The 22,935-nt window shown below is 70.3% G+C and carries 20 protein-coding genes, 1 tRNA gene and 1 other RNA gene; 15 read left to right on the forward strand and 7 right to left on the reverse strand.

Annotated elements, in window-relative coordinates; all coding sequences use genetic code 11:
• Window positions 1-63 precede the first annotated feature (63 nt).
• From C3E78_RS01200 to C3E78_RS18105, 7 genes are all read left to right on the forward strand, one after another.
• On the forward strand, window positions 64-1,281 hold the full coding sequence (locus C3E78_RS01200; RefSeq protein ID WP_108576595.1) for an acyl-CoA dehydrogenase family protein: 1,218 nt from the start codon (window positions 64-66) through the stop codon (window positions 1,279-1,281).
• Window positions 1,278-2,066 (forward strand): SDR family oxidoreductase, encoded by a 789-nt coding sequence (locus C3E78_RS01205; RefSeq protein WP_108576596.1) that lies wholly within the window; start codon window positions 1,278-1,280, stop codon window positions 2,064-2,066. The genes C3E78_RS01200 and C3E78_RS01205 overlap by 4 nt, the downstream gene beginning before the upstream one ends.
• Window positions 2,067-2,069: 3 nt before the next feature.
• Window positions 2,070-3,104, forward strand: coding sequence for a phosphotransferase family protein (locus tag C3E78_RS01210; protein ID WP_108576597.1), 1,035 nt, complete (start codon window positions 2,070-2,072; stop codon window positions 3,102-3,104).
• Between the two features lie 36 nt (window positions 3,105-3,140).
• Entirely contained in the window at window positions 3,141-4,253 is a 1,113-nt protein-coding gene (locus C3E78_RS01215) for an acyl-CoA dehydrogenase family protein (RefSeq protein WP_108576598.1), read from the forward strand.
• Between the two features lies 1 nt (window position 4,254).
• Window positions 4,255-5,463 carry an acyl-CoA dehydrogenase family protein gene (locus C3E78_RS01220; RefSeq protein WP_108576599.1) on the forward strand — a complete coding sequence of 403 codons (1,209 nt, stop codon included), beginning with the start codon at window positions 4,255-4,257 and terminating at the stop codon, window positions 5,461-5,463.
• A 46-nt stretch (window positions 5,464-5,509) separates the two neighbouring features.
• Window positions 5,510-6,712 carry an acetyl-CoA C-acyltransferase gene (locus tag C3E78_RS01225; protein WP_108576600.1) on the forward strand — a complete coding sequence of 401 codons (1,203 nt, stop codon included), beginning with the start codon at window positions 5,510-5,512 and terminating at the stop codon, window positions 6,710-6,712.
• Window positions 6,713-6,983: 271 nt separating this feature from the next.
• Entirely contained in the window at window positions 6,984-7,301 is a 318-nt protein-coding gene (locus C3E78_RS18105; RefSeq protein ID WP_135804888.1) for a hypothetical protein, read from the forward strand.
• Window positions 7,302-7,449: 148 nt separating this feature from the next.
• Here the strand turns inward: C3E78_RS18105 and C3E78_RS01235 are convergent.
• From C3E78_RS01235 to C3E78_RS01245, 3 genes are all read right to left on the reverse strand, one after another.
• Window positions 7,450-7,537, reverse strand: a tRNA-Ser gene (locus C3E78_RS01235).
• Between the two features lie 52 nt (window positions 7,538-7,589).
• Window positions 7,590-7,910 (reverse strand): DMT family transporter, encoded by a 321-nt coding sequence (locus C3E78_RS01240; protein WP_108576602.1) that lies wholly within the window; start codon window positions 7,908-7,910, stop codon window positions 7,590-7,592.
• Window positions 7,910-8,254, reverse strand: a complete 345-nt coding sequence (locus C3E78_RS01245) for a DMT family transporter (RefSeq protein WP_199906900.1) — start codon at window positions 8,252-8,254, stop codon at window positions 7,910-7,912. The genes C3E78_RS01240 and C3E78_RS01245 overlap by 1 nt, the downstream gene beginning before the upstream one ends.
• A gap of 81 nt (window positions 8,255-8,335) precedes the next feature.
• Between C3E78_RS01245 and ffs the strand changes: the two genes are divergently transcribed.
• Window positions 8,336-8,432, forward strand: an RNA gene (gene ffs / locus C3E78_RS01250) — signal recognition particle sRNA small type.
• Between the two features lie 96 nt (window positions 8,433-8,528).
• Here the strand turns inward: ffs and C3E78_RS01255 are convergent.
• Window positions 8,529-9,950 (reverse strand): MFS transporter, encoded by a 1,422-nt coding sequence (locus C3E78_RS01255; RefSeq protein ID WP_108576604.1) that lies wholly within the window; start codon window positions 9,948-9,950, stop codon window positions 8,529-8,531.
• Window positions 9,951-10,018: 68 nt separating this feature from the next.
• Here C3E78_RS01255 and C3E78_RS01260 point away from each other — a divergent pair, with 68 nt between their 5' ends.
• Window positions 10,019-10,684, forward strand: coding sequence for a TetR family transcriptional regulator (locus tag C3E78_RS01260; protein ID WP_108576605.1), 666 nt, complete (start codon window positions 10,019-10,021; stop codon window positions 10,682-10,684).
• Between the two features lie 110 nt (window positions 10,685-10,794).
• Here the strand turns inward: C3E78_RS01260 and C3E78_RS01265 are convergent, their stop codons facing one another.
• Genes C3E78_RS01265 through C3E78_RS01275 form a run of 3 tightly spaced genes read right to left on the reverse strand, consistent with a single transcriptional unit; the run spans window position 10,795 to window position 14,478 of the window.
• The gene (locus C3E78_RS01265; protein ID WP_108576606.1) at window positions 10,795-11,940 is read right to left on the reverse strand and encodes an acyl-CoA dehydrogenase family protein; all 1,146 of its coding nucleotides are present in this window, start codon (window positions 11,938-11,940) and stop codon (window positions 10,795-10,797) included.
• Window position 11,941: 1 nt separating this feature from the next.
• Window positions 11,942-13,120: an acyl-CoA dehydrogenase family protein gene (locus C3E78_RS01270; RefSeq protein WP_108576607.1), complete on the reverse strand. Its 1,179-nt coding sequence runs from the start codon at window positions 13,118-13,120 to the stop codon at window positions 11,942-11,944.
• Window positions 13,121-13,173: 53 nt separating this feature from the next.
• Window positions 13,174-14,478, reverse strand: a complete 1,305-nt coding sequence (locus C3E78_RS01275) for a threonine/serine exporter family protein (protein ID WP_108580694.1) — start codon at window positions 14,476-14,478, stop codon at window positions 13,174-13,176.
• A 50-nt stretch (window positions 14,479-14,528) separates the two neighbouring features.
• On the opposite strand from C3E78_RS01275, the gene C3E78_RS01280 reads away from it, so the two are divergent.
• The 6 genes from C3E78_RS01280 to C3E78_RS01305 all read left to right on the forward strand — a co-directional run bounded on the left by C3E78_RS01280 (window position 14,529) and on the right by C3E78_RS01305 (window position 22,925).
• A complete protein-coding gene (locus C3E78_RS01280; protein WP_108576608.1) occupies window positions 14,529-15,512 on the forward strand; it encodes an alpha/beta hydrolase in 984 nt (327 codons plus the stop codon).
• Between the two features lie 123 nt (window positions 15,513-15,635).
• Window positions 15,636-17,666, forward strand: coding sequence for a DNA polymerase III subunit gamma and tau (locus C3E78_RS01285; protein WP_108576609.1), 2,031 nt, complete (start codon window positions 15,636-15,638; stop codon window positions 17,664-17,666).
• The gene (locus tag C3E78_RS01290) at window positions 17,647-19,830 is read left to right on the forward strand and encodes a bifunctional anthranilate synthase component I family protein/aminotransferase class IV (protein ID WP_108576610.1); all 2,184 of its coding nucleotides are present in this window, start codon (window positions 17,647-17,649) and stop codon (window positions 19,828-19,830) included. Before C3E78_RS01285 ends, C3E78_RS01290 begins: the two co-directional genes overlap by 20 nt.
• Complete coding sequence (locus tag C3E78_RS01295; RefSeq protein WP_243834209.1) at window positions 19,740-20,303, forward strand: anthranilate synthase component II; 564 nt, start codon at window positions 19,740-19,742, stop codon at window positions 20,301-20,303. The genes C3E78_RS01290 and C3E78_RS01295 overlap by 91 nt, the downstream gene beginning before the upstream one ends.
• 187 nt (window positions 20,304-20,490) lie before the next feature.
• Entirely contained in the window at window positions 20,491-22,290 is a 1,800-nt protein-coding gene (locus C3E78_RS01300) for an N-acyl-D-amino-acid deacylase family protein (RefSeq protein ID WP_108576612.1), read from the forward strand.
• A gap of 5 nt (window positions 22,291-22,295) precedes the next feature.
• Entirely contained in the window at window positions 22,296-22,925 is a 630-nt protein-coding gene (locus C3E78_RS01305) for a TetR/AcrR family transcriptional regulator (protein WP_108576613.1), read from the forward strand.
• The last annotated feature ends 10 nt before the right edge of the window (window positions 22,926-22,935 follow it).

Consider the following 22,935-nt stretch of genomic DNA (forward strand, 5'->3'; position numbering starts at 1 on the left):
CTAAGTTGAATCCGACCTCAACATCAACTACGTATCAGGCGCGGTCCTGGTCATGGAGGAAACATGCAGTTCGAGAAGTCCGACCGAGGTACGAAGTACGCAGAGCTGCTGCAAGCCTTCATGGACGAGGAGATCTACCCGGCCGAGCCGGTCTACGCCCAGCAGATGCGCGACTCCGGTGACCCGCACTTCTATCCGCCCGTTCTCGACGAGCTCAAGAAGGAGGCGAAGGCGCGAGGCCTCTGGAACCTCTTCAGCCCGCACCCCGAAACCGGTCCCGGTCTGACGAACCTGGAATACGCCCCGCTCGCCGAGATCATGGGTCGCAGCCTCCACCTCGCCCCAGAGGCGACGAACTGCGGAGCGCCCGACACCGGCAACATGGAGGTCCTGACGCTGTTCGGGACTGACGAGCACAAGGAGAAGTGGCTGCGCCCACTCCTGGACGGCGAGATCCGGTCGGCGTTCGCGATGACCGAGCCGGCCGTGGCCAGCTCCGACGCGACCAATATCCAGATGCGGATGGAGCGCGATGGCGACGACTACATCCTGAACGGACGCAAGTGGTGGACGTCGAACGCCCTGCACCGGAACTGCAAGGTCCTGATCGTCATGGGCAAGACCGACCCCTCGGCTGAGTCCTACCGTCAGCAGAGCATGATGGTCGTCCCGATCGACACCCCCGGCGTCACGATCGTCCGCTCCCTGCCGATCTTCGGCTATCAGGACCGCGAGGGGCATGCGGAGGTACTGTTCGAGAACGTGCGCGTCCCGGCGACGGCGCTCCTGGCGAACGAGGGTGACGGCTTCCTGATCAGCCAGTCGCGGCTGGGGCCAGGCCGGATCCACCACTGCATGCGCTCAATCGGTGCAGCCGAGCGCGCCCTTGACCTGATGATCGATCGGGCCAAGTCGCGCTCGACCTTCGGTGCCCCGCTGGCCGACCGCGCGAACATCCAGGACTGGATCGCCGAGTCGCGGGTCGAGATCGAGATGGTGCGCCTGCTGACGATGAAAGCGGCTTGGCTCATGGACACAGTCGGCAACAAGCACGCGCGGGTCGAGATCGCGGCGATCAAGGTCGCCGCGCCGTCGATGGCCTTGAAAGTCATCGACCGGGCGATCCAGGTGCACGGTGGTGGCGGGCTCTCCGACGACTTCCCCCTGGCCGAGATGTTTGCCCAGCAGCGCACGCTGCGCTTCGCGGACGGTCCGGACGAGGTGCACAAGCGCGTGATCGCCCGCCAGGAGATGCGGCGTCGGGACAAGGCGAACGCATGAGCAACCCTCGGAGCCTGTCCCTCGAGGGGAAGACCGCGATCGTCACGGGTGCGTCCCGAGGCATCGGGCTGGCGATCGCGCGCTCGTTCCACGACCTCGGCGCCAATGTGGTCCTCACCTCGCGCACGGCCGCTTCCGCGGAGGCGGCAGCGGAGGGCGTCGGCGAGCGTGCCATGGGCTTCGAGGCGCACGCGACGTCCCAGGAGCGCGCCTGCGCCTGCGTCGACGAGACGCTGGCCAAGTTCGGCAGCATCGACATCCTAGTGAACAACGCCGGCACGAACCCGGCGTACGGCCCTGTCATCGACCAGGACTACGGACGCTTCAGCAAGACGCTGGAGGTCAACCTCTGGGCACCCGTGCTCTGGACGTCGCTGGTGGTCAAGTCCTGGATGGGCGAGCACGGTGGCTCCATCATCAACACCTCGTCCGTCGGTGGTCTCGCCGTCGGCCCGGACCTGGGCGTCTACCACGTGTCAAAGGCCGCGTTGATCCATCTGACGAAGCAGCTGGCCTTCGAGCTGGGCCCGAAGGTCCGGGTCAACGCCGTCGCTCCCGGTGTCGTGCGGACGAAGCTGTCCGAGGCGTTGTGGCAGGAGCGCGAGGATGAGGTCGCCCAGGGGACCCCCTTGGGTCGTATCGGCGAGCCGGAGGACGTCAGCGCGGCCGTCTCCTTCTTGGCGTCCGACGCCAGCAGCTGGATCACCGGCACGACGACGGTCATCGACGGCGGACAGATCCTCGGCAAGATCGAGGAAGCGCCGCCGGCAGCGGACCGGAGCTGATCGGTGCACCCCCACGTCGAGAGTCAGGGCGTCGGCGTCGAGGACGTCGGGGTCACCGAGGTCTTCGTCGACCTGGACATCGAGCACACCGAGCCCCTGCGGTACGAGCGTGTGGGCAAAGGGCAGTCCAACCTGACCTTTGCGGTGACCGATGGCGATGGCCGGCAGTGGATCCTGCGTCGGCCGCCGCTCGGCGCCCTGCTCCACTCGGCCCACGACGTAGGCCGGGAGGCGCGCATCCTCAACGCCTTGGGGCCGACCGCTGTGCCGTCGCCCCACGTGCTGGGTCTGCGGACCTCGCTCGAACCTCCAGTCCTGGTCATGGGGCACGTCGATGGCCTGGTCATCGACGACATGGAGGCCGCTGCTGCGACCTCCGCCTCCGTACGGAGGCGCGTGGGGGGCGACATGGCCCGCACGCTCGCAGCCATCCACGCGGTGGACCTCGAACAAGCCGGACTGGCCTCGTTGGCGAGCCACGGGTCCTACGCCCAACGCCAGCTTCGCCGATGGTCGGCGCAGTGGGAGCAGTCCAGGATCGGCGAGCTGCGTGAGGTAGACATGCTTACGGCGCGGCTCCGGGCTGCCGCACCGGCACGTGAGGAGCTCACGCTCGTGCACGGCGACTTCCACATCAGGAACGTGATTCTCTCGCCTGAGGACGGAGCCGTGCGCGCAGTTCTCGACTGGGAGCTTTCGACGTTGGGCGACCCGATCGCCGACCTCGGGACCCTGCTGGCCTACTGGCCCCAGCCGGGCGATCGGGACACCCCGATCTTCCAGGCGCCCGCCCTGCCCGGCTTCGTGTCGCGCCGCGACATGGTCGACCGCTACGTCGCCGAGTCCGGCCGAGACACCTCGGCGCTCGGCTTCTGGCATTCGTTGGGCCTGTGGAAGCTCGCGATCATCACGCAAGGGGTGCTCCGTCGGACTGTCGACGAGCCGCGCAACCGGGCGCGGGGCGCTCCGCAGCTAGAGGGATCGGTCAAGAGCATCATCCAACGAGCCCACGACGTGGCAGACGAGGTAGGAATCTGACATGCAGGACACCGCCAATCCGATCGGAGCATCGACGTGGACTTCTCGTTGACGGAGGAGCAGCGTGCACTCGCTGCGGTAACCTCCGCCTTCCTGGCCAAGGCGTGCTCGATGGACAAGGTGCGCGCGCTGATGGACACCGACGACAACTTCGACCGTGCGGCATGGACCCGGATCTCCCACGACCTCGGGGTGACGGGTCTCAGCGTCTCGGAGGCATACGGAGGCTCGAGGGAGACACTCCTCGAGCTGGTCGTGGTGGCCGAGGAGATGGGCAAGCGGCTCTACTCGGGACCGTTCCTCTCCACGTCGGTGGCCGGCCTCCTGGTGGAGCGCTTTGGCTCCGAGGAGATACGGGCTCAGATCCTGCCCGGCATCGCCGAGGGAACCCGCATCGCCACGGTCTCGCACCCGGCGCAGGAGGCTGCTCGACCCGTCGCCACCAATGCTTCCTCCGGCCTGATCGTGACCGGCGATCTCGGCATCGTGCTCGACGGGCACGTGGCGGACATCGTGATCGCTCCCGCGTTGCTCGACGGTGTTGAGGTGGTGGTGGTCATCGACCTCGCCGGCGCCGTACGAGATCGCCTCGACGGGCTCGACCCCACTCGCAACGTCGCGCAGCTGTCCGTCGACGGGGCGCCGGCGACGGTGCTCGGTGACGCGGCTTCTGCGGGCCTGATTCTCCGGACCGCACGATCGCTGACGGCGGTGCTGCTCGCGGCCGAGCAGGTCGGTGTCATGCAGGCCGTGCTCGACATGAGCGTGGACTACGCCAAGATGCGGCATCAATTCGGCCGTCCGATCGGCAGCTTCCAGGCCATCAAGCATCGCTGCTCCGACATGTTCGTCGCGCTGGAGACGTCGCGCTCCGCCACGTACTACGCCGCCTGGGTCGAGCAGGCGGTGCCGGACTCGTTCGCGGACGCCGCTGTCGTGGCACGGCTCGTGTCCTGCGAGCAGGTCGAACTCTCCACGGCGTCGAACCTGCAGATTCACGGTGGGATCGGATTCACGTGGGAGCACGACGCGCACTTGTTCGTGAAGCGCGCAAAGTCCTCGGCACTCCTGCTGGGTGACTGGAACCAGGAGCTCGATCCGCTCGCCACACGCTTGCTGGATGGCGCGGGGATTGGCCAGGGAGGCTGACATGGACCTGCGATACAGCGAAGACGCTGAGAAGTACCGGGCGCACATCACCTCGCTGCTCGGCAGCACCCTGCCGGAGGGGTGGCATGGGCTCGGGGCACTCGACCCGGGGGAGCGCGGGACTTTCCTTCGCGAGTGGCGCAACGTGCTGCTCGAGCACCGACTACTCGCACCGCACTGGCCGACCGAGCACGGTGGCGGAGGCCTCTCCAACTCGGAGCGGGCCGTCCTCAACGAGGAGTTCACCAAGGCCGGCGTGCCCCTCATGCTGACCGACAACGACGCCTCAGGTTTCCAGCTCCTCGGCAACATCGTGCTGGCCCTCGGCACTCCGGAGCAGAAGAGCCACTTCCTGCCGCGGGTCATCTCCGGCGAGCACCTGTGGTGCCAGGGATTCTCCGAGCCAGGTGCCGGCTCCGACCTCGCGTCGGTCGCGACGCGTGCGGTGCGTGAGGGCGACGAGTGGGTCATCAACGGGCAGAAGATCTGGACCTCTGCCGGTCACCTGGCCAACTGGATGTTCGCCTTGGTCCGCACCGACACCGAGGCCCCCAAGCACCGCGGCCTCACCTTCCTGCTGATCCCGATGGACCAGCCGGGAATCGAGGTGCGCCCGATCTCCCAGATCAACGGCAACCCAGAGTTCAACGAGGTCTTCTTCACCGACGCGCGCACGTCGGCGGAGAACGTCATCGGCGAGGTCAACGGCGGGTGGGGCGTCGCCATGATGACTCTCGGCTTCGAACGCGGCGAGAACGCGACTGCCATGGCTCTGCGCTTCCAGGCCGAGTTCGACCGGCTGGTCGACCTCGTCAACTCGCGTGGCCGAGGCGATGATCCACAGGTGCGTGCGCGGCTGGCCCGGTGTTACACCCGTCTGCAGGTGGTCCGCCTTCTCGCCATGCGCTCGCTGACCACATTCCTCTCCGGGGAGCCACCGGGACCTGAAGCGGCCATCGTGAAGCTCTACTGGTCGGAGTACTGGCAGTCGGTCAGCGCGCTAGCGGTCGATGTCCTCGGTGCCGAGGCCATCGCCCCGACGGTCCAGCGCCCTCCGAGTGCCGACGGCCCGGATCTTCACGGTGCTCCCAACGACAGCGGGTCCTGGGTCGGCACCTACCTGAACGCGTTCGCCTCGACGATCTACACCGGCACGTCCGAGATCCAACGCAACATCATCGCCGAACGCGTGTTGGGCCTGCCGAAGTGACGCTCAGCTCCTGTGGATTCCAGACAATAGAACGGAAGTTATCGTCGTGAGGCAAGCAGTCGTCGTGTCAACGGCACGGACTCCCATCGGCAAGGCCTACCGGGGCGCCTTCAACGACACCCAGCCGGTGGAGCTCGCCGCCCGTGTGCTGGTGGGTGCGCTGGCGCGAGCCGGTGTTGATCCGGCCGAGGTAGAGGACGTCGTTCTGGGCTGCGCGATGCAGGAGGGCGCGTCGGGCTTCAACGTCGCACGTCAGGCCGTCCTACGAGCTGGGTTTCCCGACACCGTCCCGGCCATGTCGGTCGACCGGCAGTGCGCATCCGGCCTCATGGCGGTTGCCACCGCCGCGAAGCAGATCGTGTGCGACTCGATGCAGGTTGCCATCGGCGGTGGCGTTGAGTCAATCTCACTAGTGCAGAACGACCACGCTAACGCATACCGCAAGGTCGACCCCTGGCTCGGGGAGCACAAGCCGGGCATCTACATGTCCATGCTGCACACTGCGGAGGTCGTCGCGGAGCGATACGGCGTAAGCCGTGATCGGCAGGACGAGTTCGCTGCCATGTCACAGGAGCGGACCGCGCAGGCCCAGGTGGACGGCCGGTTCGAGATGGAGATCCTGGAGACGCGCGCCACCCAGGTCGTTACAGACAGCGAGACCGGCACGACCGCGCGGCGGGCGGTCACGATCTCCGAGGACGAGGGCAACCGCCCGTCGACGACGCTGTCAAGCCTCGCGGGGCTCAAAACCGTGCTCCGGGACAGTGAGGTGGTGGCCATGCCGACGGTCACCGCCGGCAATGCCTCCCAGCTCTCCGATGGCGCCTCGGTCAATGTGCTGATGGAGTCGGCCGAGGCCGAACGTCGGGGCATCACCCCCCTCGGCATCTACCGCGGGATCGCGGTTACCGGTTGCGGGCCCGAAGAGATGGGGATCGGGCCGGTGGCAGCGATTCCCCGACTGCTGAACGCTCACGGCCTCGCGATTGACGACATCGGTCTGTGGGAGCTCAACGAGGCGTTCGCCTCGCAGGCCGTCCACTGCCGCGACGTCTTGGGCATTGACCCGGAGGTGTTCAATGTCAACGGTGGCGCGATCTCCGTGGGCCACCCATACGGGATGACGGGCTCGCGACTCGTGGGCCACGCGCTGATCGAGGGCAGAAGGCGTGGAGCGCGCCATGTCGTGGTGAGCATGTGCATCGGTGGTGGCATGGGTGCCGCAGGGTTGTTCGAGGTGATCCTGTAAGTCATCCGCTGCCTCGTCACATGCTGGCGCCGAGCGGATGCGCCGCAGAAGCGTCCGGGCATAGCCGCGGCGGTCGCGGTACGGCCGGTTCACGCCTGATGAGGGAGCGACATGAGGCGCCCGGGCGTCGCGGTGGTGGCGCTGATGATCGGCTCCCCTGGCCGGGTGCGGCGGGTCCGGCGAGTCCGGCGACCGCGCAGCGCAGCGGGCCGGTGCCACGCGGGTCGCGGCCGGCGAGGCGTTCCCCCTCGTCGGGGACGCGGTTAAGGCGGTGAGCTACTCCAGCTCCGGCTCGGGCGGGTGGGCGACCTGCGGTATGGAGCCGCGCCCGTCCGGCGCCCGGTACGTCGCGGAGGTTGCGATCACCCAGACCGACACCCCGGCCTCGGACCACCCCGACAGCATCGAGTCCGCGCTGAGGTCGGACGGCTGGACGATCGAGCAGAGCGCGCAGGAGGTCGTGGAGGCGTCCCAGGACGGGCTGGAGCTCCGGGCCCGTACCACGGCGGCGCATCCACCTGTCGATCAGCAGCCGGTGCGTGGACGGGTCCGAGGATGCCGTGCGCAAGCTCGCCGGCCAGCCGCGTGACGACCTTGGCCTGTCTGTCGCGTCCTGACCGCACGCGGTCGTCTTCGAGACGTTCACGTTCGCCGACCCGGTCACCCTCCGCGACGGCGCCTGAACGGACGAACCCCGCCCCGGGCGTGGGCCCGGGCGGGGTGTCGTTGCGTCCTGGTGGCGGAGGATAGGGGATTCGAACCCCTGAGAGCTTTCACTCAACCCGCTTTCCAAGCGAGCGCACTAGGCCACTATGCGAATCCTCCGTCGACGAGGTTACCGGTCGGTCATCCGTCCCGACCAATCGGGCTCGTCCTTTCAGTGGCTGGCGCCCAGCTCGATCAGCAGAACACCCGCAACGATGAGGCCGATGCCGGCGGTCATGAGCAGCGTGAGGGGCTCCTTGAACAGCACGCGGGACAAGATCGCGGTCGCCGCGACGCCGGTGGCCGTCCAGATGCCGTACGCGACGCCGAGCCCGAGCCCCGCGTCCAGGGCGAGCGACAGCAGGACGAGGGCGGTGACGTACCCGGCCGCGACGCCGGCGTACCAGCGCGGGCGCCCGCCGGTCGCGACCTTCAGCGACAGGGTTGCGACCACCTCCACGGTGATCGCCAGGCCGAGGAGGAACCACTGCACTAGACGGCCTCCTGCCGGCTCCGGGCCCGCTGGGACCCGATCTCGACCAGCAGCACGCCGGCGATGACCAGGGTGATGCCGCCCAGCATCAGGGCCGTCAGCCGCTCGTCGAAGATCCAGGCCGACAGCACGGCGGTGGCGGCGACCCCGACGGCGCCCCAGATGCCGTACGTCACGCCGAGCGGCAGACCGGCGACCAGCACCCGGCTCAGGAGCACGAACGAGGCCACGTACCCGACCACCACCACGGCGTACAGGAGCGGGCGGTCCAGTGCGCCCTTCAGGCTGAGGGAGGCGCTGACCTCGAACGCGATCGCGCTGCCCAGCAGCAGCCACTTCCTCACGCGCACCACCCTAGGTTCTGGGGGCCTCCCGCGGTGCGCGGTCCCGGATTGGGGTGGTGGCCGGGGCATCCGTATGATGGGGGCAGCCCCTCGCGTGGCGACACATCACCCAACTCCCCCAGGGCCGGAAGGCAGCAAGGGTCAGTGACCTCTGTCGGGTACGCGAGGGGTCCTTCATGCCCGGACGCGCCAAGGGGCGGCGCCGGACCGCGCAGGGAGGGAGCCGATGCGCGAGCCGGGCACCGCCCCGGTCATGGGGTTGGCGCCGTCGTGCTCAGCCCACCAGGACGGCGTCCTCGGTGAGGACGGGCTCGTCCTCGGCCTTGCGCAGCGCTGCCCAGGCGGCGACGGCCCCGGCGAAGACGAGCGCACCGGCCACGAGCAGGCCGAGACGGTAGCCGCTCAGGAACGCGTCCATGGGCAGCCCGCCGCCGTCGAGCACCGAGTCCTCGCGGCTGGTGAGGATCACCCCGATCACCGTGATGCCGAGGAGGCCGGCCAGCTCGCGCGACGTGTTGAAGACGCCCGAGGCCACGCCGGCCTGGTCCTGCGGCATGATCCCGAGGACCGTGGCGGTCAGGGGGATCGTGAGGCCGCCGCCGATGCCGATCGCGATGAAGCTCGGCATGAGGTCGAGCATCGACGCGTCCTGGCCGAAGAGTGCGACCGACGCGATCGCGACACCCATCAGCGCCATGCCGAAGGTGACCGAGCGGTGGGCGCCGAACCGGTGCGCGACGGCTTCGGAGCCCGCGGCGGAGACGGCCATGAACAGGGCCATCGGCACGAACGTGAGACCCGCCTTGGTGGGGGAGAAGCCGAGCACGCCCTGCAGGTACAGCGAGGTGAAGAAGTAGATCCCGAACAGGCCGAACGCCCACAGCATCAGCGACAGGAGCGCCCCCGAGAAGACGCGGTCGCGGAACAGCCCGAGGTCCACCATGGGGTCCTCCACCGAGAGCTCGACCGCGACGAACCAGGCGGCGGTGACCGCGGCGACCGCGAAGGACGCCAGGATCTCCGGGGAGGTCCAGCCCCGGCTGGTGCCCTCGATCAGGGCGAACGTGAGGGTCGACAGCGAGATCGTCGAGGCGACCAGGCCCCACCCGTCGAGGCGGCGCTGGACCGGGTCGCGGGACTCGGTGATGGCCCACATGGCCAGGGCGGCCGTGACGAGGCCGAGCGGGACGTTGATGAAGAAGATCCACTCCCACGCGACGTGCTCGCTGAGGACTCCGCCGAGCAGCGGACCGGCTGCCAGGGCGAGCGCGCCGACCGCGCCCCAGATGCCGACCGCGACGTTGCGCTCGCGCTTGTCGGTGAACGTCGCGGAGATGATCGCGAGCGTGGTCGGCGTCAGCAGGGCGGCGCCGGCTCCTTGGACCGCGCGACTCGCGATGAGGGACTCGACGTTGCCCGACAGCCCCGCTGCGAACGACGCGAGGGTGAAGACGCCGAGGCCGATCAGGAAGATGCGGCGCCGGCCGAGCAGGTCGGCGAGCCGTCCACCGATGAGCATGAGGCCCGCGAACGTCAGGATGTACGAGCTCACGACCCACTCGATGCCGGCGGTGCCCAGGTCGAGATCGTCCTGGATGACCGGCACGGCGACGTTGATGATGTTGTTGTCCAGGTACGTCATGAACGTCGCCAGCGCGACGGCCACGAGGGCCCAGATGTTGCGGCGGTCGTTCATGACCACTCCTTTACGTTGTAAATGTACGTCGTATAGGAGCACAACATATATGGCGTATAGTTGTCAACATGAAGGCCAAGAACTCCCTCAACCCCGCGCTGGTCGTCGAGAGCGCGCTGCGCATCGTCGACGAGCAGGGACTCGAGGCGCTCACGGTGCGCAAGGTCGCCGACGAGTTCGGCGTGACGCCGATGGCGCTGTACTGGCACTTCTCCAACAAGGAGGCGCTGCTCGACGCCGTCGGCGACCTCGTGGTCTCCACGGTCCGCGAGCCCGATCCGAAGCTCCCGCTGGAGGACTACCTGCGGGAGGCGATGGGGGCGCTCGTCGAGGCGATGCGCTCTCACCCGGGCGCGACCCCGTTGCTGCTCACCCGGATGCTGACCAACCAGGTCGGTCGCGACATCACCGAGGCGACGCTCGACAAGCTGATGTCGGCCGGCTGCGACGCGCAGAAGGCCGCGTCGATCGCGCACTACGCCCTGATGATCTCGATGAGCCTGGTGAGCGGCCAGCCCGGCGCGGACGTGACGGTGAAGCCCGCCGAGCGCGAGGAGGCCGTCGCGGCGAAGCTCGCGATCCTGCAGTCGCTGCCCGACGACCGCTACCCGCGACTTCGGGCCGCGGCGCCCTCGTTCGTGGACTGCGCGGACGCCGCGGGCTACTACGGCGACGCGATCGACATCTTCGTCAACGGCGTCATGGTCGACCTGCGCGCCCTCGCCCGGTCCTGAGCAACCCCGGACGCACCGAGGGCGGTGACCCAGTCGTCCTTCCGGTCTCGGAAGGGCGAGCGAGTCACCGCCCAGGTGGTGCGTCAGGCGATCAGGTCACCGCCGCGGGGTCACGGCAGGGGATCGACGATGCCGTGGTCGTCCAGGGTCGCCGAGAGAGCGGCCAGGTGGTGCCGGCCGTCGCCGAGGGCGTGGTCGATCGCGGTGAGGCGCGACATGTAGTGACCGACGCTGTACTCGGCCGTCATGCCGATGCCGCCGTGCAGCTGGATGGCCTCCTTGCCGATGTGGCGACCCGCCTTGCTGACCTGCAGCTTGGCGCGTGACGCCGCCTCGAGTGCGTCTACCGTGTCGCCGCCGTCGAGCAGGACGAGGGTCGCCCACGTAACGGTGCTGCGGGCCAGCTCGAGCGACACGTACATGTCGGCCGCGCGGAACGTCAGCGCCTGGAACGTCATCAGAGGCACGCCGAACTGCTTGCGCGTCTTGAGGTACGCCGTGGTCTCCTCCAGCGCGGTCGCCATGGCACCGATCGCCTCGTGGCCGTACGCGATCTGCGCCGCCGCGATCGAGGCCGTGATGGCCGCCGACTGGTCGGCGCCGGCCTCGCCCAGCGGCGTGGCCGGCGTGCCCGCGAACGCGATGTGCGCGGCGCGACCGCCGTCGAACGTGGTGTAGGAGGTCCGGGTCAGGCCGGTCGCGTCGGGCTGGACGAGGAACAGTCCCGTCCCGCCGTCGATCGAGGCGCTGACGACCAGCAGGTCCGCCCGCCCGCCGCCCAGGACGGGCTCCTTGACGCCGGTGAGGGTCCAGCCGTCCCCGGACGCCGTCGCGGTGACGCCCCTGGCGTCCTCGCTGTACCGGGCACCCGGCTCGGTGTGCGCGAACGCGGGGACGAGCGATCCCTCGGCGAGGGCGCCGATGATCTCCGCACGCTGCTCGGGCGTCCCGGCCGCGGCGACGAGGCCGCCCGCGAGGACGACCGCCTCGACGTACGGCTCGGGGGCGATGACCCGTCCGATCTCCTCGGCGACGATCGAGACCTCGACGGGTCCGGCGCCGAAGCCGCCGTCCTCCTCCGCGAAGGGCAGCCCGAGGGCGCCCATCTCGGCGAGTCGCGACCAGGTCTTCTCGTCCCACCCCGGATCGGTCTTGGTCACCTGGCGACGGGTCTCGGACGAGTCGTAGGCCTTGGAGAGCAGGCCGCGGACGGCGTCGCGCAGTGCTGTCTGCTCGGAGTCGAGTGTGAAGTCCATGTCAGCCCCTCAGTCCCAGGATCGTGCCGGCGATGATCTGTCGTTGCACCTCGTTGGAACCGCCGTAGATCGACGCCTTGCGGTAGTTGAGGTAGTTGGGCGTCGCGGTGCGGGCGAGAGCCGGGACGTCCGAGCCCTCCCCGGCGCCGGTGGCCAGCGCGTCGGGGCCGACCAGGTCGACCCACAGCTCGGTCACGGCCTGCTGCAGCACGGTGCCCTGCAGCTTGAGGACGGACGATGCCGGGTGCGGCTTGCCGTCGGCGGAGTGCGCGACGACGCGCAGCGCGGTGAGCTCGAGGGCCAGGAGGTCGTTCTCCAGCTCCGCGATCTCGGCCGCGAACAGCGGGTCCTCGAGCAGCGAGGTGCCGCCGGGGCCGGCCGTCTTGGCATACTCCTTGGCCTGGGCCAGCGTGCGCTTGGTCGACCCGACCGGGGCGACGCCGACGCGCTCGTTGCCGAGCAGGAACTTCGCGTAGTCCCAGCCCTTGTTCTCCTCGCCGACGAGGTTCGAGACCGGCACGCGGACGTTGTCGAAGAACACCTCGTTGACCTCGTGGCCGCCGTCGATGAGCTCGATCGGGCGGACCGTGAGGCCCGGGGAGGTCATGTCGATCAGCAGGAACGAGATGCCGGCCTGCTTCTTGGCGGCGGGATCGGTCCGGACGAGCGTGAAGATCCAGTCGCCGTACTGGCCGAGGGTCGTCCACGTCTTCTGGCCGTTGACGACGTACTCGTCGCCCTCACGGACCGCGGTGGTCCGCAGCGAGGCGAGGTCGGAGCCCGCGTCGGGCTCGGAGAAGCCCTGCGACCACCAGATGTCGAGGTTGGCCGTCTTGGGCAGGAAGCGCTCCTTGATCTCCTGCGAGCCGAACGTCGCGATGACCGGTCCGACCATCGAGGCGTTGAACGCCAGCGGCGGCATGACGCCGGCCAGCTGCATCTCCTCGTGCCAGATGTGGCGCTGCAGCGGCGTCCAGTCCTTGCCGCCCCACTCGACGGGCCAGTTGGGCACGGCGATGCCGGCGGCGTTCATCGCCTGCATCGAGCGGACGATCTGGTCCTTCGTCAGCTCGCGGCGAGCGGCGACGGTGTCCCGGATGTCCTGGGGGATCTGGGTGGTGAAGAACTCTCGCATCTCCTTGCGGAACGCGACGTCCTCGTCTGACAGCTGAAGTCTCATGGGTCTCCTCCGGGGGTGCCTACTGGCGCGTAACTTTCATACCATCCGGATGGTCACCTGCGCTTGGCGCGGGCCCTGAGCGGGCCGACCAGACGGGGTCCCGCGAGGCGCTGCTCGAGCCGCCTCGCCTCGCGCCGTACCGGCTGCGCGACGTACTCACCCAGGATGACGCCGGCGGCCAGCGAGATGGCGATCGCCGCCGCGGTGATCATGGCGAGGATGCCGGCGTAGTCGTCCGCGGCCAGCAGCGAGAGGCCGCGGTAGATCGACAGGCCCGGCAGCAGGGGGACGATCGCGGCGACGACCACGACGAGCGGGGGCACCCGGCACCAGGAGGCGACCGTGAACCCGACCAGGCCGATGAAGAGCGCGGCGATGCCGGCGGGCCAGGCCCGGCCCAGATCGTGCTCGGCGAGGACCAGGTAGATGGCCGCGGCGACCCCGCCCACAGCGGCGATCGGGACGATGCTGCGGCCGGGGGCGTACGCGGAGTACGCGAAGGCCGCTGCGGCGACCGCGGCGCCCGTGACCATCAGGGGCAGACGGGACAGTCCCGCGGCGCCGGGGTCCAGGGTGATGTCGACGCCGAGCAGGCCACCGACGGTCAGGCCGCCGCTGACCCCGACGATGACGCCGACCGTCGACATCATGACCTCCAGGATGCGGGCGACGGCCGTGACGTAGAAGCCGGTGAGCGCGTCCTGGAGCGCGCCGATGAACCCCAGCCCGGCCAGCAGCATCACGATGCTCGCGGTGATGACGAGGGACGGGTCGACCTTGAGGTCGACCGCGCGCGCCAGCACCGCCAGCAGCGTCGCGAACAGCCCGCCCGCCACCTGGGCGTAGAAGAACGGCAGCCGCAGCCGCGACAGGTAGCGCTGCAGCACCTCGATGCCGCTCGCGGCGACGGCCGCGATGAGTGTGACGAGCCAGTCGCCGCCGATCAGCAGTGCGACGCCGCCGCCGATGAACGCGTACGAGGCGGTCACCGCCCAGCGCGAGATGTGGTGGCCGGTCGAGGCGATGCGGGCCACCCGCGCCCGCGCCTCGTCCAGGTCGATCGTGTCGCTGAGGAGGTCGGTGACGACCTGGTCGACGTCCGTGAGGTCCTCGAAGTCGGTCTCCCGGTGGGTGACGTGCCGGGTCAGGGAGAAGGCCGGCTCGTCGAACGCCGGCTGGTAGGAGATCTCCAACGTCGTGAACGTCACGTCGACCAGGGCCTGCCGCAGGCCGAGGTGGTGGGCGATCGAGGACATCGTCGCGGTGACGTCGGCGGCGCCCGCACCGTTGGACAGGAGCATCTCGCCCACCCGGAGGGCGAGGTCGAGGGTGCGCTGGATCTGGCGGGGGTCACTCACGGCACCCATACTGTTGGACGCGAACGGCCGAGTCCAAAACGAGGAGTCAGATGAGCACCTGGAAGCCCGACGAGCTCGGCGACGGCTACGAGCAGCGCACGATCCCCCTCGGGGACGACCCCGACGGGGAGGGCGCGATCGAGGCCACGCTGGTGCGTCACACGCCTCCCCAGGACACGCGGGCCGCCGTGCTGTACGTCCACGGCTTCAGCGACTACTTCTTCCAGAAGGAGATGGCCGAGTTCTTCACCGACCGCGGCTACGCCTTCTACGCCCTCGACCTGCGCAAGTGCGGCCGGTCCCGCCGCGAGGGGCAGACCGGCCACTACGTGTCGGACCTGCAGATGTACGACCGCGAGCTCGACGCGTCGCTCGCGATCATCCGGGACGAGACCGGCGGCAAGCCCGTGGTGGCCTCGGGCCACTCGACCGGCGGCCTGATCGTGCCGCTGTGGCTGGACCGGCTCAACCGCCGCCCGGGCGGCACCAAGGGCGCCGGTGTCGCGGGGCTGATCCTCAACAGCCCGTGGTTCGACCTCCAGGGCAAGCCGTGGATGCGCACGGTGGGCACGCAGGCCATCGGCCTGGTCGCGAAGGTCCGGCCGAAGGACATCATCAAGCTGCCGCCCACCAACGCGTACGGCACGAGCCTGCACGTGACCGCGCACGGCGAGTGGGACTTCAACACGGTCTACAAGCCGCTCGAGGGCTTCCCCGTGTCGTACGGCTGGCTGACGGCGGTCCGCCGCGGCCAGGCGCGGCTGCACCGGGGACTGGACGTGGGCGTGCCGTCGCTGGTGCTGCGCTCGACCAGGACGAAGTTCGCCCGGGAGTACTCGCCGGAGGTCGACGACGCCGACGCGGTGCTGGACGTCCGGCAGATCGCCCGCTGGTCGGGCTGCCTCGGGGACGCGGTGAGCGTGGTGCCGATCGAGGGCGCCCGGCACGACGTGTTCATCTCCAAGGAGGAGGCGCGCAAGGCCGCGTACGCCACGGTCGACCGCTGGCTGGGCAGCCACGACATCGCCGGCTGACCCGGTCCCCGATCTGCGGGGTGCTGCACGGTCTGGCGGCCCGGATTCGGTGCAACCCCCTGCAAATCTGGGTTGCGGCGTGCGGTGGTCGCCAGTGTCAGGAGCGGTCGTTAGTCTCTAGGTGTGGATGCCCCCCTCGCGCTGTACCGCCGCTACCGGCCCGAGACGTTTGCGGAGGTGATCGGGCAGGAGCACGTGACCGGTCCGCTGCGGCACGCGCTCGCCGCCAACAAGGTCAACCACGCCTACCTGTTCTCCGGCCCGCGCGGCTGCGGCAAGACCACCAGCGCCCGCATCCTGGCCCGCGCCCTCAACTGCGAGAAGGCTCCCATCGCCGATCCGTGCGGCGAGTGCCAGAGCTGCCGCGACCTCGCGCGCGGCGGGCCCGGCAGCATCGACGTCATCGAGATCGACGCCGCCAGCCACGGCGGTGTGGACGATGCGCGCGACCTGCGGGAGCGGGCGTTCTTCGCCCCGGTCAGCAGCCGCTACAAGGTCTACATCATCGACGAGGCCCACATGGTCTCGCCGCAGGGATTCAACGCGCTGCTCAAGCTCGTCGAGGAGCCCCCGCCGCACCTGAAGTTCATCTTCGCGACGACCGAGCCCGACAAGGTCATCGGCACGATCCGCTCCCGCACGCACCACTACCCGTTCCGGCTCGTGCCGCCGAAGGCGCTCGGCGACTACCTCATGCAGCTGTGCGAGGCCGAGGGCGTCGCCCTGGCTCCGACCGCCCTGCCCCTCGTGGTCCGGGCCGGCCAGGGATCGGTGCGCGACACGCTCAGCGTGCTCGACCAGCTGCTCGGCGGCGCCGGCCCCGACGGCGTGACGTACGACCTCGCGGTCCAGCTGCTCGGCTACACCCCCGACTCCCTGCTCGACGAGGCGATCGACGCGTTCGCCGCGAGCGACGGGTCGACCGTGTTCGGCGTCGTCGACAAGGTCATCGAGACCGGTCAGGACCCGCGCCGGTTCGCCGAGGACCTGCTGCAGCGGCTGCGCGACCTCGTGATCGTCGCCGCCGTGCCCGATGCTCTCGACAAGGGCCTGCTCGACGTGCCGGGCGACCGCGCCGAGCGGCTGATCACCCAGTCCAACGGCTTCGGTCCGTCCGAGCTGACCCGGGCGGCCGACATCGTCAACGCCGCGCTGATGGAGTTCCGCGGCGCCACCGCCCCGCGCCTGCTGCTCGAGCTGATGTGCGCCCGCATCCTGGTGCCGGGCGCGGACAACTCCACGCAGGGCTTCCAGGCGCGGCTCGACCGGGTCGAGCGCCGGTTGTCGATGGACGGCGGCGCGCCCGCGCCCGCAGCCGCGCACCCTGCTGCTGCACCGGCGACTGCGGCGCCCACGCCCGTGACGGCCCCGCCTGCCGCGACGCAGCCGGCTGCACCGGCGCCCGCGCCGACACCTGCTGCGCCGACACCTGCTGCGCCGACACCTGTTGCGCCGGCCCCGCCGGCCGCGCCGGTCGAGGCGTCCCGGCCCCCGGTCGCCCGTCCCGTCGAGGCCGAGCCCGCACCGGCCGCGCCTCCCGTCGCGCAACAGCCGGCCCCCGTGGCCGAGCCCCAGCCGCAGCCCGTGGCGGCGGCCCCCGTCGCGGCGCAGCCCGAGGAGGCCCCGGCCGGCACGCTCACGATCGCCGACGTGCGCCGCCTGTGGCCCGAGATCCTCGACCGGATCCGCGACATGCGTCGTTTCGCCTGGATCATGCTGAGCCAGAACGCCCAGGTCATGGGCCTGGACGGCCAGGTCCTGACGATCGCCCTGGTCAATGCCGGCGCGCGGGACTCCTTCATCAACAGCGGATCGGCCGAGTACGTCCAGAAGGCCCTGCACCAGGTCCTCGGTGTCACCTGGCGGATCGAGGCGATCGTCGACCCGGGCACCCGTCCCGGCGTGGTCGACGACTACGACGACGGCTCGTCGCGGCCCGCGCCCGCCCCGTCGTCGGCGCCCTCCACCCCGCCCGTGGCCGTGCCCGACTCGGTCCGTCAGGCGATGCGGGAGCAGCACAGCCCCCAGACGCGCGAGGACCCGGACGCGTCGGCCGACCGCAACGACCCCGTCGTCGACCACGAGATCCTCGATCCCGAGCTCCTGCTGAGCCGGGAGCTGGGGGCCAAGGTCATTGACGAGCACGCGGACTGAGCTCGTCCGGAGGCGCCTCGACCTCGAGGCGCACCCGCTCGACGTCCTGCGCCGCTTCCGTGGTCGTGACCGTCTCGTCGCCCTGCTCGGTGCCTGGCACCAGGGTGAGGCGCTCATCGCGTTCGACCCCGTCGAGGTGCTCGAGGGTGACCCGTTCGGTGGGATCGACCTCGACCCGCTGCCGTCCGACGTGGCCGGGTTCGGCGGCGGCTGGATCGGCGCCTGGGGATATCAGCTCGGTCGTCTCGTCGAGGAGCTGCCGCCCGCACCGCACCGGCCGATCCCGCAGCCGGACCACCGCATCGCGTTCTACGACCACGTCCTGCGGCTCAGCGACGGCGCGTGGTGGCTCGAGTCGCTGACGCGTGACGACGAGCGCGACTCCCGGGTGCTGGCCGTCCTCGACGGGTCCGCGCCGGATCCGCGGGCGTACGACGTCGGGACGTTCGCGATGACCCCGTCGCCGGACGAGCACCGGTCCGCGCTGGCGACCGTGCTCGACCACGTCGCGGCGGGCGACATCTTCCAGGCCAATCTCTGCACCCGGCTCGAGGCCCCGTTCGCGGGCGATCCGCTCGACGTCTTCTGCGCCGGCGTCGAGCGGCTGCACCCGGCCTACGCCGCGTACGTGTCCAGCCCCGAGGGAGCGCTTGTGAGCCTGTCGCCCGAGCTGTTCCTGCGGCGCACGGGCGACGAGCTGCTGAGCTCGCCGATCAAGGGCACGGCACCGCTCGACAGCGACCCGGACGAGCTCGTCGCCTCTGCCAAGAACCGGGCCGAGAACGTCATGATCGTCGACCTCATGCGCAACGACCTGGGCCGGGTGAGCCTGCCCGGCTCGGTGCGCGTGCCGGCGATCACCCGGGCCGAGCGCCACTCGGTGTGGCACCTGGTGTCGGACGTGGTCGGTCACGCCGGGCGGGGGGTGCGCGACTCCGACCTGCTGCGCGCGACCTTCCCACCAGGATCGGTCACCGGTGCGCCCAAGGTGCGGGCGATGGAGATCATCAACGCGCTCGAGGCGACCGGCCGCGAGGCGTACACCGGCGCGATCGGGCACGTCAGCCCTGCCGCGGGGCTCGAGCTCAACGTGGTGATCCGGACGTTCGAGATCGCCGGCGACACGATCTGGCTGGGCGTCGGCGGCGGAGTCGTCGCGGACTCCACCCCTGAGGGCGAGTACGCGGAGTGCCTGGTCAAGGCGCGGCCGTTGATCGACGCGATCGGCGGCCGTCTCGACCTGGTCGCCCACGACTTCGCCGACGAGCTGCCGGTCGCGGTCACCGAGCCGGCTCCGGCCGGCGCCGTCGACGAGTCGCTCGGCGTCTTCGACACGCTGCTGGTCCAGGACGGGCACGCGGTCGATCTCGACGCGCACCTGGCGCGCCTCGGCGCGAGCGTCCGCGCAGTCAGCGGGGCCACGCTCCGTGCCGGGCTCGACGACGAGGTCGTGCGCCGCGCGGCCGAGCTGACCGGGCGACAGCGCCTGCGCATCGATGCGGTGCCGCGGGACGACGGCGTGGTGGTCACGATGACCGCGGCGCCGCTCGACCCCACGACCGGGCCGTGGACGCTGACCCCGCGCACGGTCGGCGACGGCTGGGGGCAGCACAAGTGGGTCGATCGGCGCGGCCTCGCGGACGACCGGGGGCCCCAGCACGACCTGCTGCTGACCTCCGACGACGGAGCCGTCCTGGAGACGGCCCGGGCCAACCTGTTCGTGGTGCACGACGACGGCGTCCACACGCCACCGACCGACGGCCGGATCCTGCCCGGCACGGCCCGCGCCCGCGTCGTGGAGATCCTGCGGGCCGCGGCGGTCCCGGTGTTCCAGCGACGTCTGACGACCCAGGACCTGCGCATCGCGACGGAGGTCTTCGTCACCAACGCCCTGCGCGGCGTGGTGCCGGTCGCCGCGGTGGAGGGTGTCGGCGAGTGGGCGGTGGGCCGGACGACCACCTGGCTGCGCGACGAGCTCTGGCGCGTGTGGGCCGCCGGGTCCCACGGCGCGCCGTCGGCCACCGCGCCCACCGAGGTGGGCCGCGTGCCGCCCCCCGGGCCAAGGTCCTGTTCATCGACAACTACGACTCGTTCGTCTACAACCTCGTCCAGTACGTCGGGGAGCTCGGCGCGTCCGCCGAGGTCGTCCGCAACGACGCGGTGACGGTGGACGATCTCGTCGCGGCGCGCCGTCGCGGTGACTTCACCCACCTGATCGTCTCCCCGGGGCCCGGGACGCCCGCCGACGCCGGCATCAGCCTGGAGGCGATCCGCCGCCTCGGGGCGTCGACGCCGACGCTCGGGGTGTGCCTGGGGCACCAGGCGATCGGCGAGGTCTACGGCGCGCGGGTCGTCCGCGCCCCGGAGGTCGTCCACGGCAAGCCGTCGCTGGTCCACCACGACGGCACCGGGGTCTGCGCCGGCCTCCCGTCCCCGCTGGTGTGCGCCCGCTACCACTCGCTCGTCATCGACCCCGGGAGCGTGCCCGACGAGCTCGAGGTCACGGCCCGCACCGCGTCCGGCGTCGTGATGGGCGTCCGCCACCGCACGCACCCCGTCGAGGGCGTCCAGATGCACCCCGAGTCGATCCTCACCGCCCACGGCCACGACATGCTCCAGACCTTCCTCACCTCCTGATCCGCGACTCCTGATCCGCTGGGGGCACCTCCCGCTTGCGGGGGAGTGGCGCAAGGTGAAGAAAATGAGACGGCGAGTCGTCCACTTCTGCGCCGGTCGGGGATCGGAGTGCGCCAGTCGGCGGAAAACGTAGACATAGCGAGTGGTTACTCGCTATGTTTCGTCACCTGACTGTGACGGAGGCCACATGAACGAGCTCGACCTGGTGATCAACGGCGGCACGTACTTCGACGGCACGGGGGCGCCCGGCGTCGTCGCGAACGTCAGCATCAAGGACGGCCGCGTCGCCGCGGTCTCGCCCGACCCGCTCCCCGTGGGGCCGGACACCACGGTCGTCGAGGCAGCGGGCCAATGGGTCATGCCCGGGTTCGTCGACGCGCACACCCACTACGACGCGGAGGTCCAGGTCGCGCCCGGGCTCAACGAGTCCGTACGCCACGGGGTCACCACGGTGCTGGTCGGCAACTGCTCCCTGTCGACGGTCTACTCCTCGCCGCTGGACATCGCCGACCTGTTCAGCCGGGTCGAGGCGCTGCCGCGCACGCACGTGCTGGGCTCGTTGGAGGACGCAAAGACCTGGTCGACGCCGCAGGGCTGGGTCGACGCGCTGGAGTCGCTGCCGCTCGGTCCCCACGTCGCGTCGTTCCTGGGCCACTCCGACGTCCGCGCGAGCGTCATGGGCATGGGCCGCTCCACGGACCCGGCGCAGAAGGCGACCCGCGGCGAGCAGCGCGAGATCGAGCGCCGCCTCGAGGACGCCCTCGACGCCGGGTTCCTGGGCATCTCGACGATGACGAACCCGTGGGACAAGCTCGACGGCGACCGCTACCGCTCGCGCTCGCTGCCCTCGACGTACTCCAGCTGGAAGGAGTTCCGCGGCCTGAGCCGGGTGCTCCGCCGTCGCGACCGGGTGCTGCAGGGCGTCCCGAACCTCAACAAGAAGTACGACATCGCGTTCTACCTCGCGACCGCGACGGGGCTGTTCCGCAAGCCGCTCAAGGTCTCCCTGCTCGCTGCCGCCGACACCAAGGCCGAGCCGTGGGTGCAGCGCATCTTCGAGCCGCTCGCGTTCCTCGCCAACAAGATCGGTCGAGGCAGGTTCACCTGGCAGCACCTGCCCACGACGTTCCGGGTGTGGGCCGACGGGATCGACCTGGTCGTCTTCGAGGAGTTCGGCTCCGGCCGGGAGGCCCTGCACCTGCGCGAGGAGATGGGCCGCAACGAGCTGCTGACCGACGAGGCGTACCGCCGCTGGTTCCGCCGCGACTTCGACAAGCGCTTCTCGCCGCGCGTGTGGCACCGCGACTTCGACGACGCCGAGATCACCGAGTGCCCCGACCCCGCCCTCGTCGGCATGATGATCGGCGACGTCGCACGGCAGCGGGGCATCCACCCGGTCGACTGCTACCTCGACCTCGTGGTCGAGCACGGCACCGCGCTGCGCTGGAAGACCAACATCGCCAACACCCGTCCGGAGGTCCAGGACGAGCTGATCAACCGCTACGGCATCACGATCGGCTTCTCGGACGCCGGGGCGCACCTGCGGAACATGGCGTTCTACAACTTCGGCATCCGGCTGCTCAACCGTGTCCACCAGGCGCAGTCGGGGCGCCACCCGTTCATGACCGTGGAGAAGGCGATCTTCAAGCTGACCGGCGAGCTCGGCGACTTCTACGGCATCGACGCGGGTCGCATCCGGGTCGGGGACCGCGCCGACTTCGTCGTCGTGGACCCGGCCGGGCTCAGCGACGAGGTCGACAGCTACCACGAGGCCCTGATGCCGGAGTTCGGCAACATGAGCCGCATGGTCAACCGCAACGACGCCGCGGTCTCGGCGACCGTCGTGTCCGGTGAGGTGGTGTTCGAGCGCGGCGAGTTCGTCGAGGGGTACGGACGCACGCTCGGCACCGGCCGGTTCCTGCGTGCCGGCGAGCCCCGCGGCACCGTGGCGCCCGTCCGCCGCCCCGAGCCGGTGGTGGCACAGTAGGGGCCGTGACCGCGACCCCCCGACGCACGCAGGCCGAGCGCCGGGAGGGCACCATCGCGGCGATCGTCGACGCCGCGGTCGAGGCTCTGGGCGAGGTCGGGTACGCCCGCACCACGACCACCGAGATCGCCCGCCGGGCCGGCGTCTCCCAGGGTGGGCTGTTCCGCCACTTCGACTCGCGCCTCGACGTCATCCTCGCCGCAGCGGACGCGGTCCGAGCCCGGCAGTTCGTCGACTTCCGGGCCGGCCTCGGCGCGTTGACGGAGTTCGACGTCGCCGCGGTCGTCCGCCTGCTGCGGCGCGCGACCCGGGCACCGGTCAACGCCGCCTGGTACGAGCTGCTCGTCGCGGCGCGCACCGACCCCGACCTGCGGGCCCGCCTGTCCCTCCTCGCGGACCGCTACCACCGCGAGATCATCGAGATGGGCCGGGCGCTGCCGATCGCCGCCGAAATGCCGTCGGACGAGCTCGACACGATCGTCATCGGCATCGTCCACATGCTCGACGGCGAGGCGCTGACCGCCACCGTCCACGTCGACACCGCCCGTGAGGACCTGCGCGTGATCCAGCTCGTGCGCATCCTCGCAGGTGAGCCGCTGTTCGACCGCGAGTCGGGTGACGGCGCTCAGGGCTGACCGCATACCC

This window comes from Aeromicrobium chenweiae, assembly GCF_003065605.1.
Classification (GTDB): Bacteria; Actinomycetota; Actinomycetes; order Propionibacteriales; family Nocardioidaceae; genus Aeromicrobium; species Aeromicrobium chenweiae.

Excerpts from the sequence above, each read along its gene's own strand:
- C3E78_RS01200 (WP_108576595.1), top strand. The coding sequence starts at position 64 with ATGCAGTTCGAGAAGTCCGACCGAGGTACGAAGTACGCAGAGCTGCTG.
- C3E78_RS01255 (WP_108576604.1), bottom strand. The coding sequence starts at position 9,950 with ATGAACGACCGCCGCAACATCTGGGCCCTCGTGGCCGTCGCGCTGGCG.
- C3E78_RS01280 (WP_108576608.1), top strand. The coding sequence starts at position 14,529 with ATGAGCACCTGGAAGCCCGACGAGCTCGGCGACGGCTACGAGCAGCGC.
- C3E78_RS01205 (WP_108576596.1), top strand. The coding sequence starts at position 1,278 with ATGAGCAACCCTCGGAGCCTGTCCCTCGAGGGGAAGACCGCGATCGTC.
- C3E78_RS01270 (WP_108576607.1), bottom strand. The coding sequence starts at position 13,120 with ATGAGACTTCAGCTGTCAGACGAGGACGTCGCGTTCCGCAAGGAGATG.
- C3E78_RS01220 (WP_108576599.1), top strand. The coding sequence starts at position 4,255 with ATGGACCTGCGATACAGCGAAGACGCTGAGAAGTACCGGGCGCACATC.
- C3E78_RS01300 (WP_108576612.1), top strand. The coding sequence starts at position 20,491 with ATGAACGAGCTCGACCTGGTGATCAACGGCGGCACGTACTTCGACGGC.
- C3E78_RS01265 (WP_108576606.1), bottom strand. The coding sequence starts at position 11,940 with ATGGACTTCACACTCGACTCCGAGCAGACAGCACTGCGCGACGCCGTC.
- C3E78_RS01260 (WP_108576605.1), top strand. The coding sequence starts at position 10,019 with ATGAAGGCCAAGAACTCCCTCAACCCCGCGCTGGTCGTCGAGAGCGCG.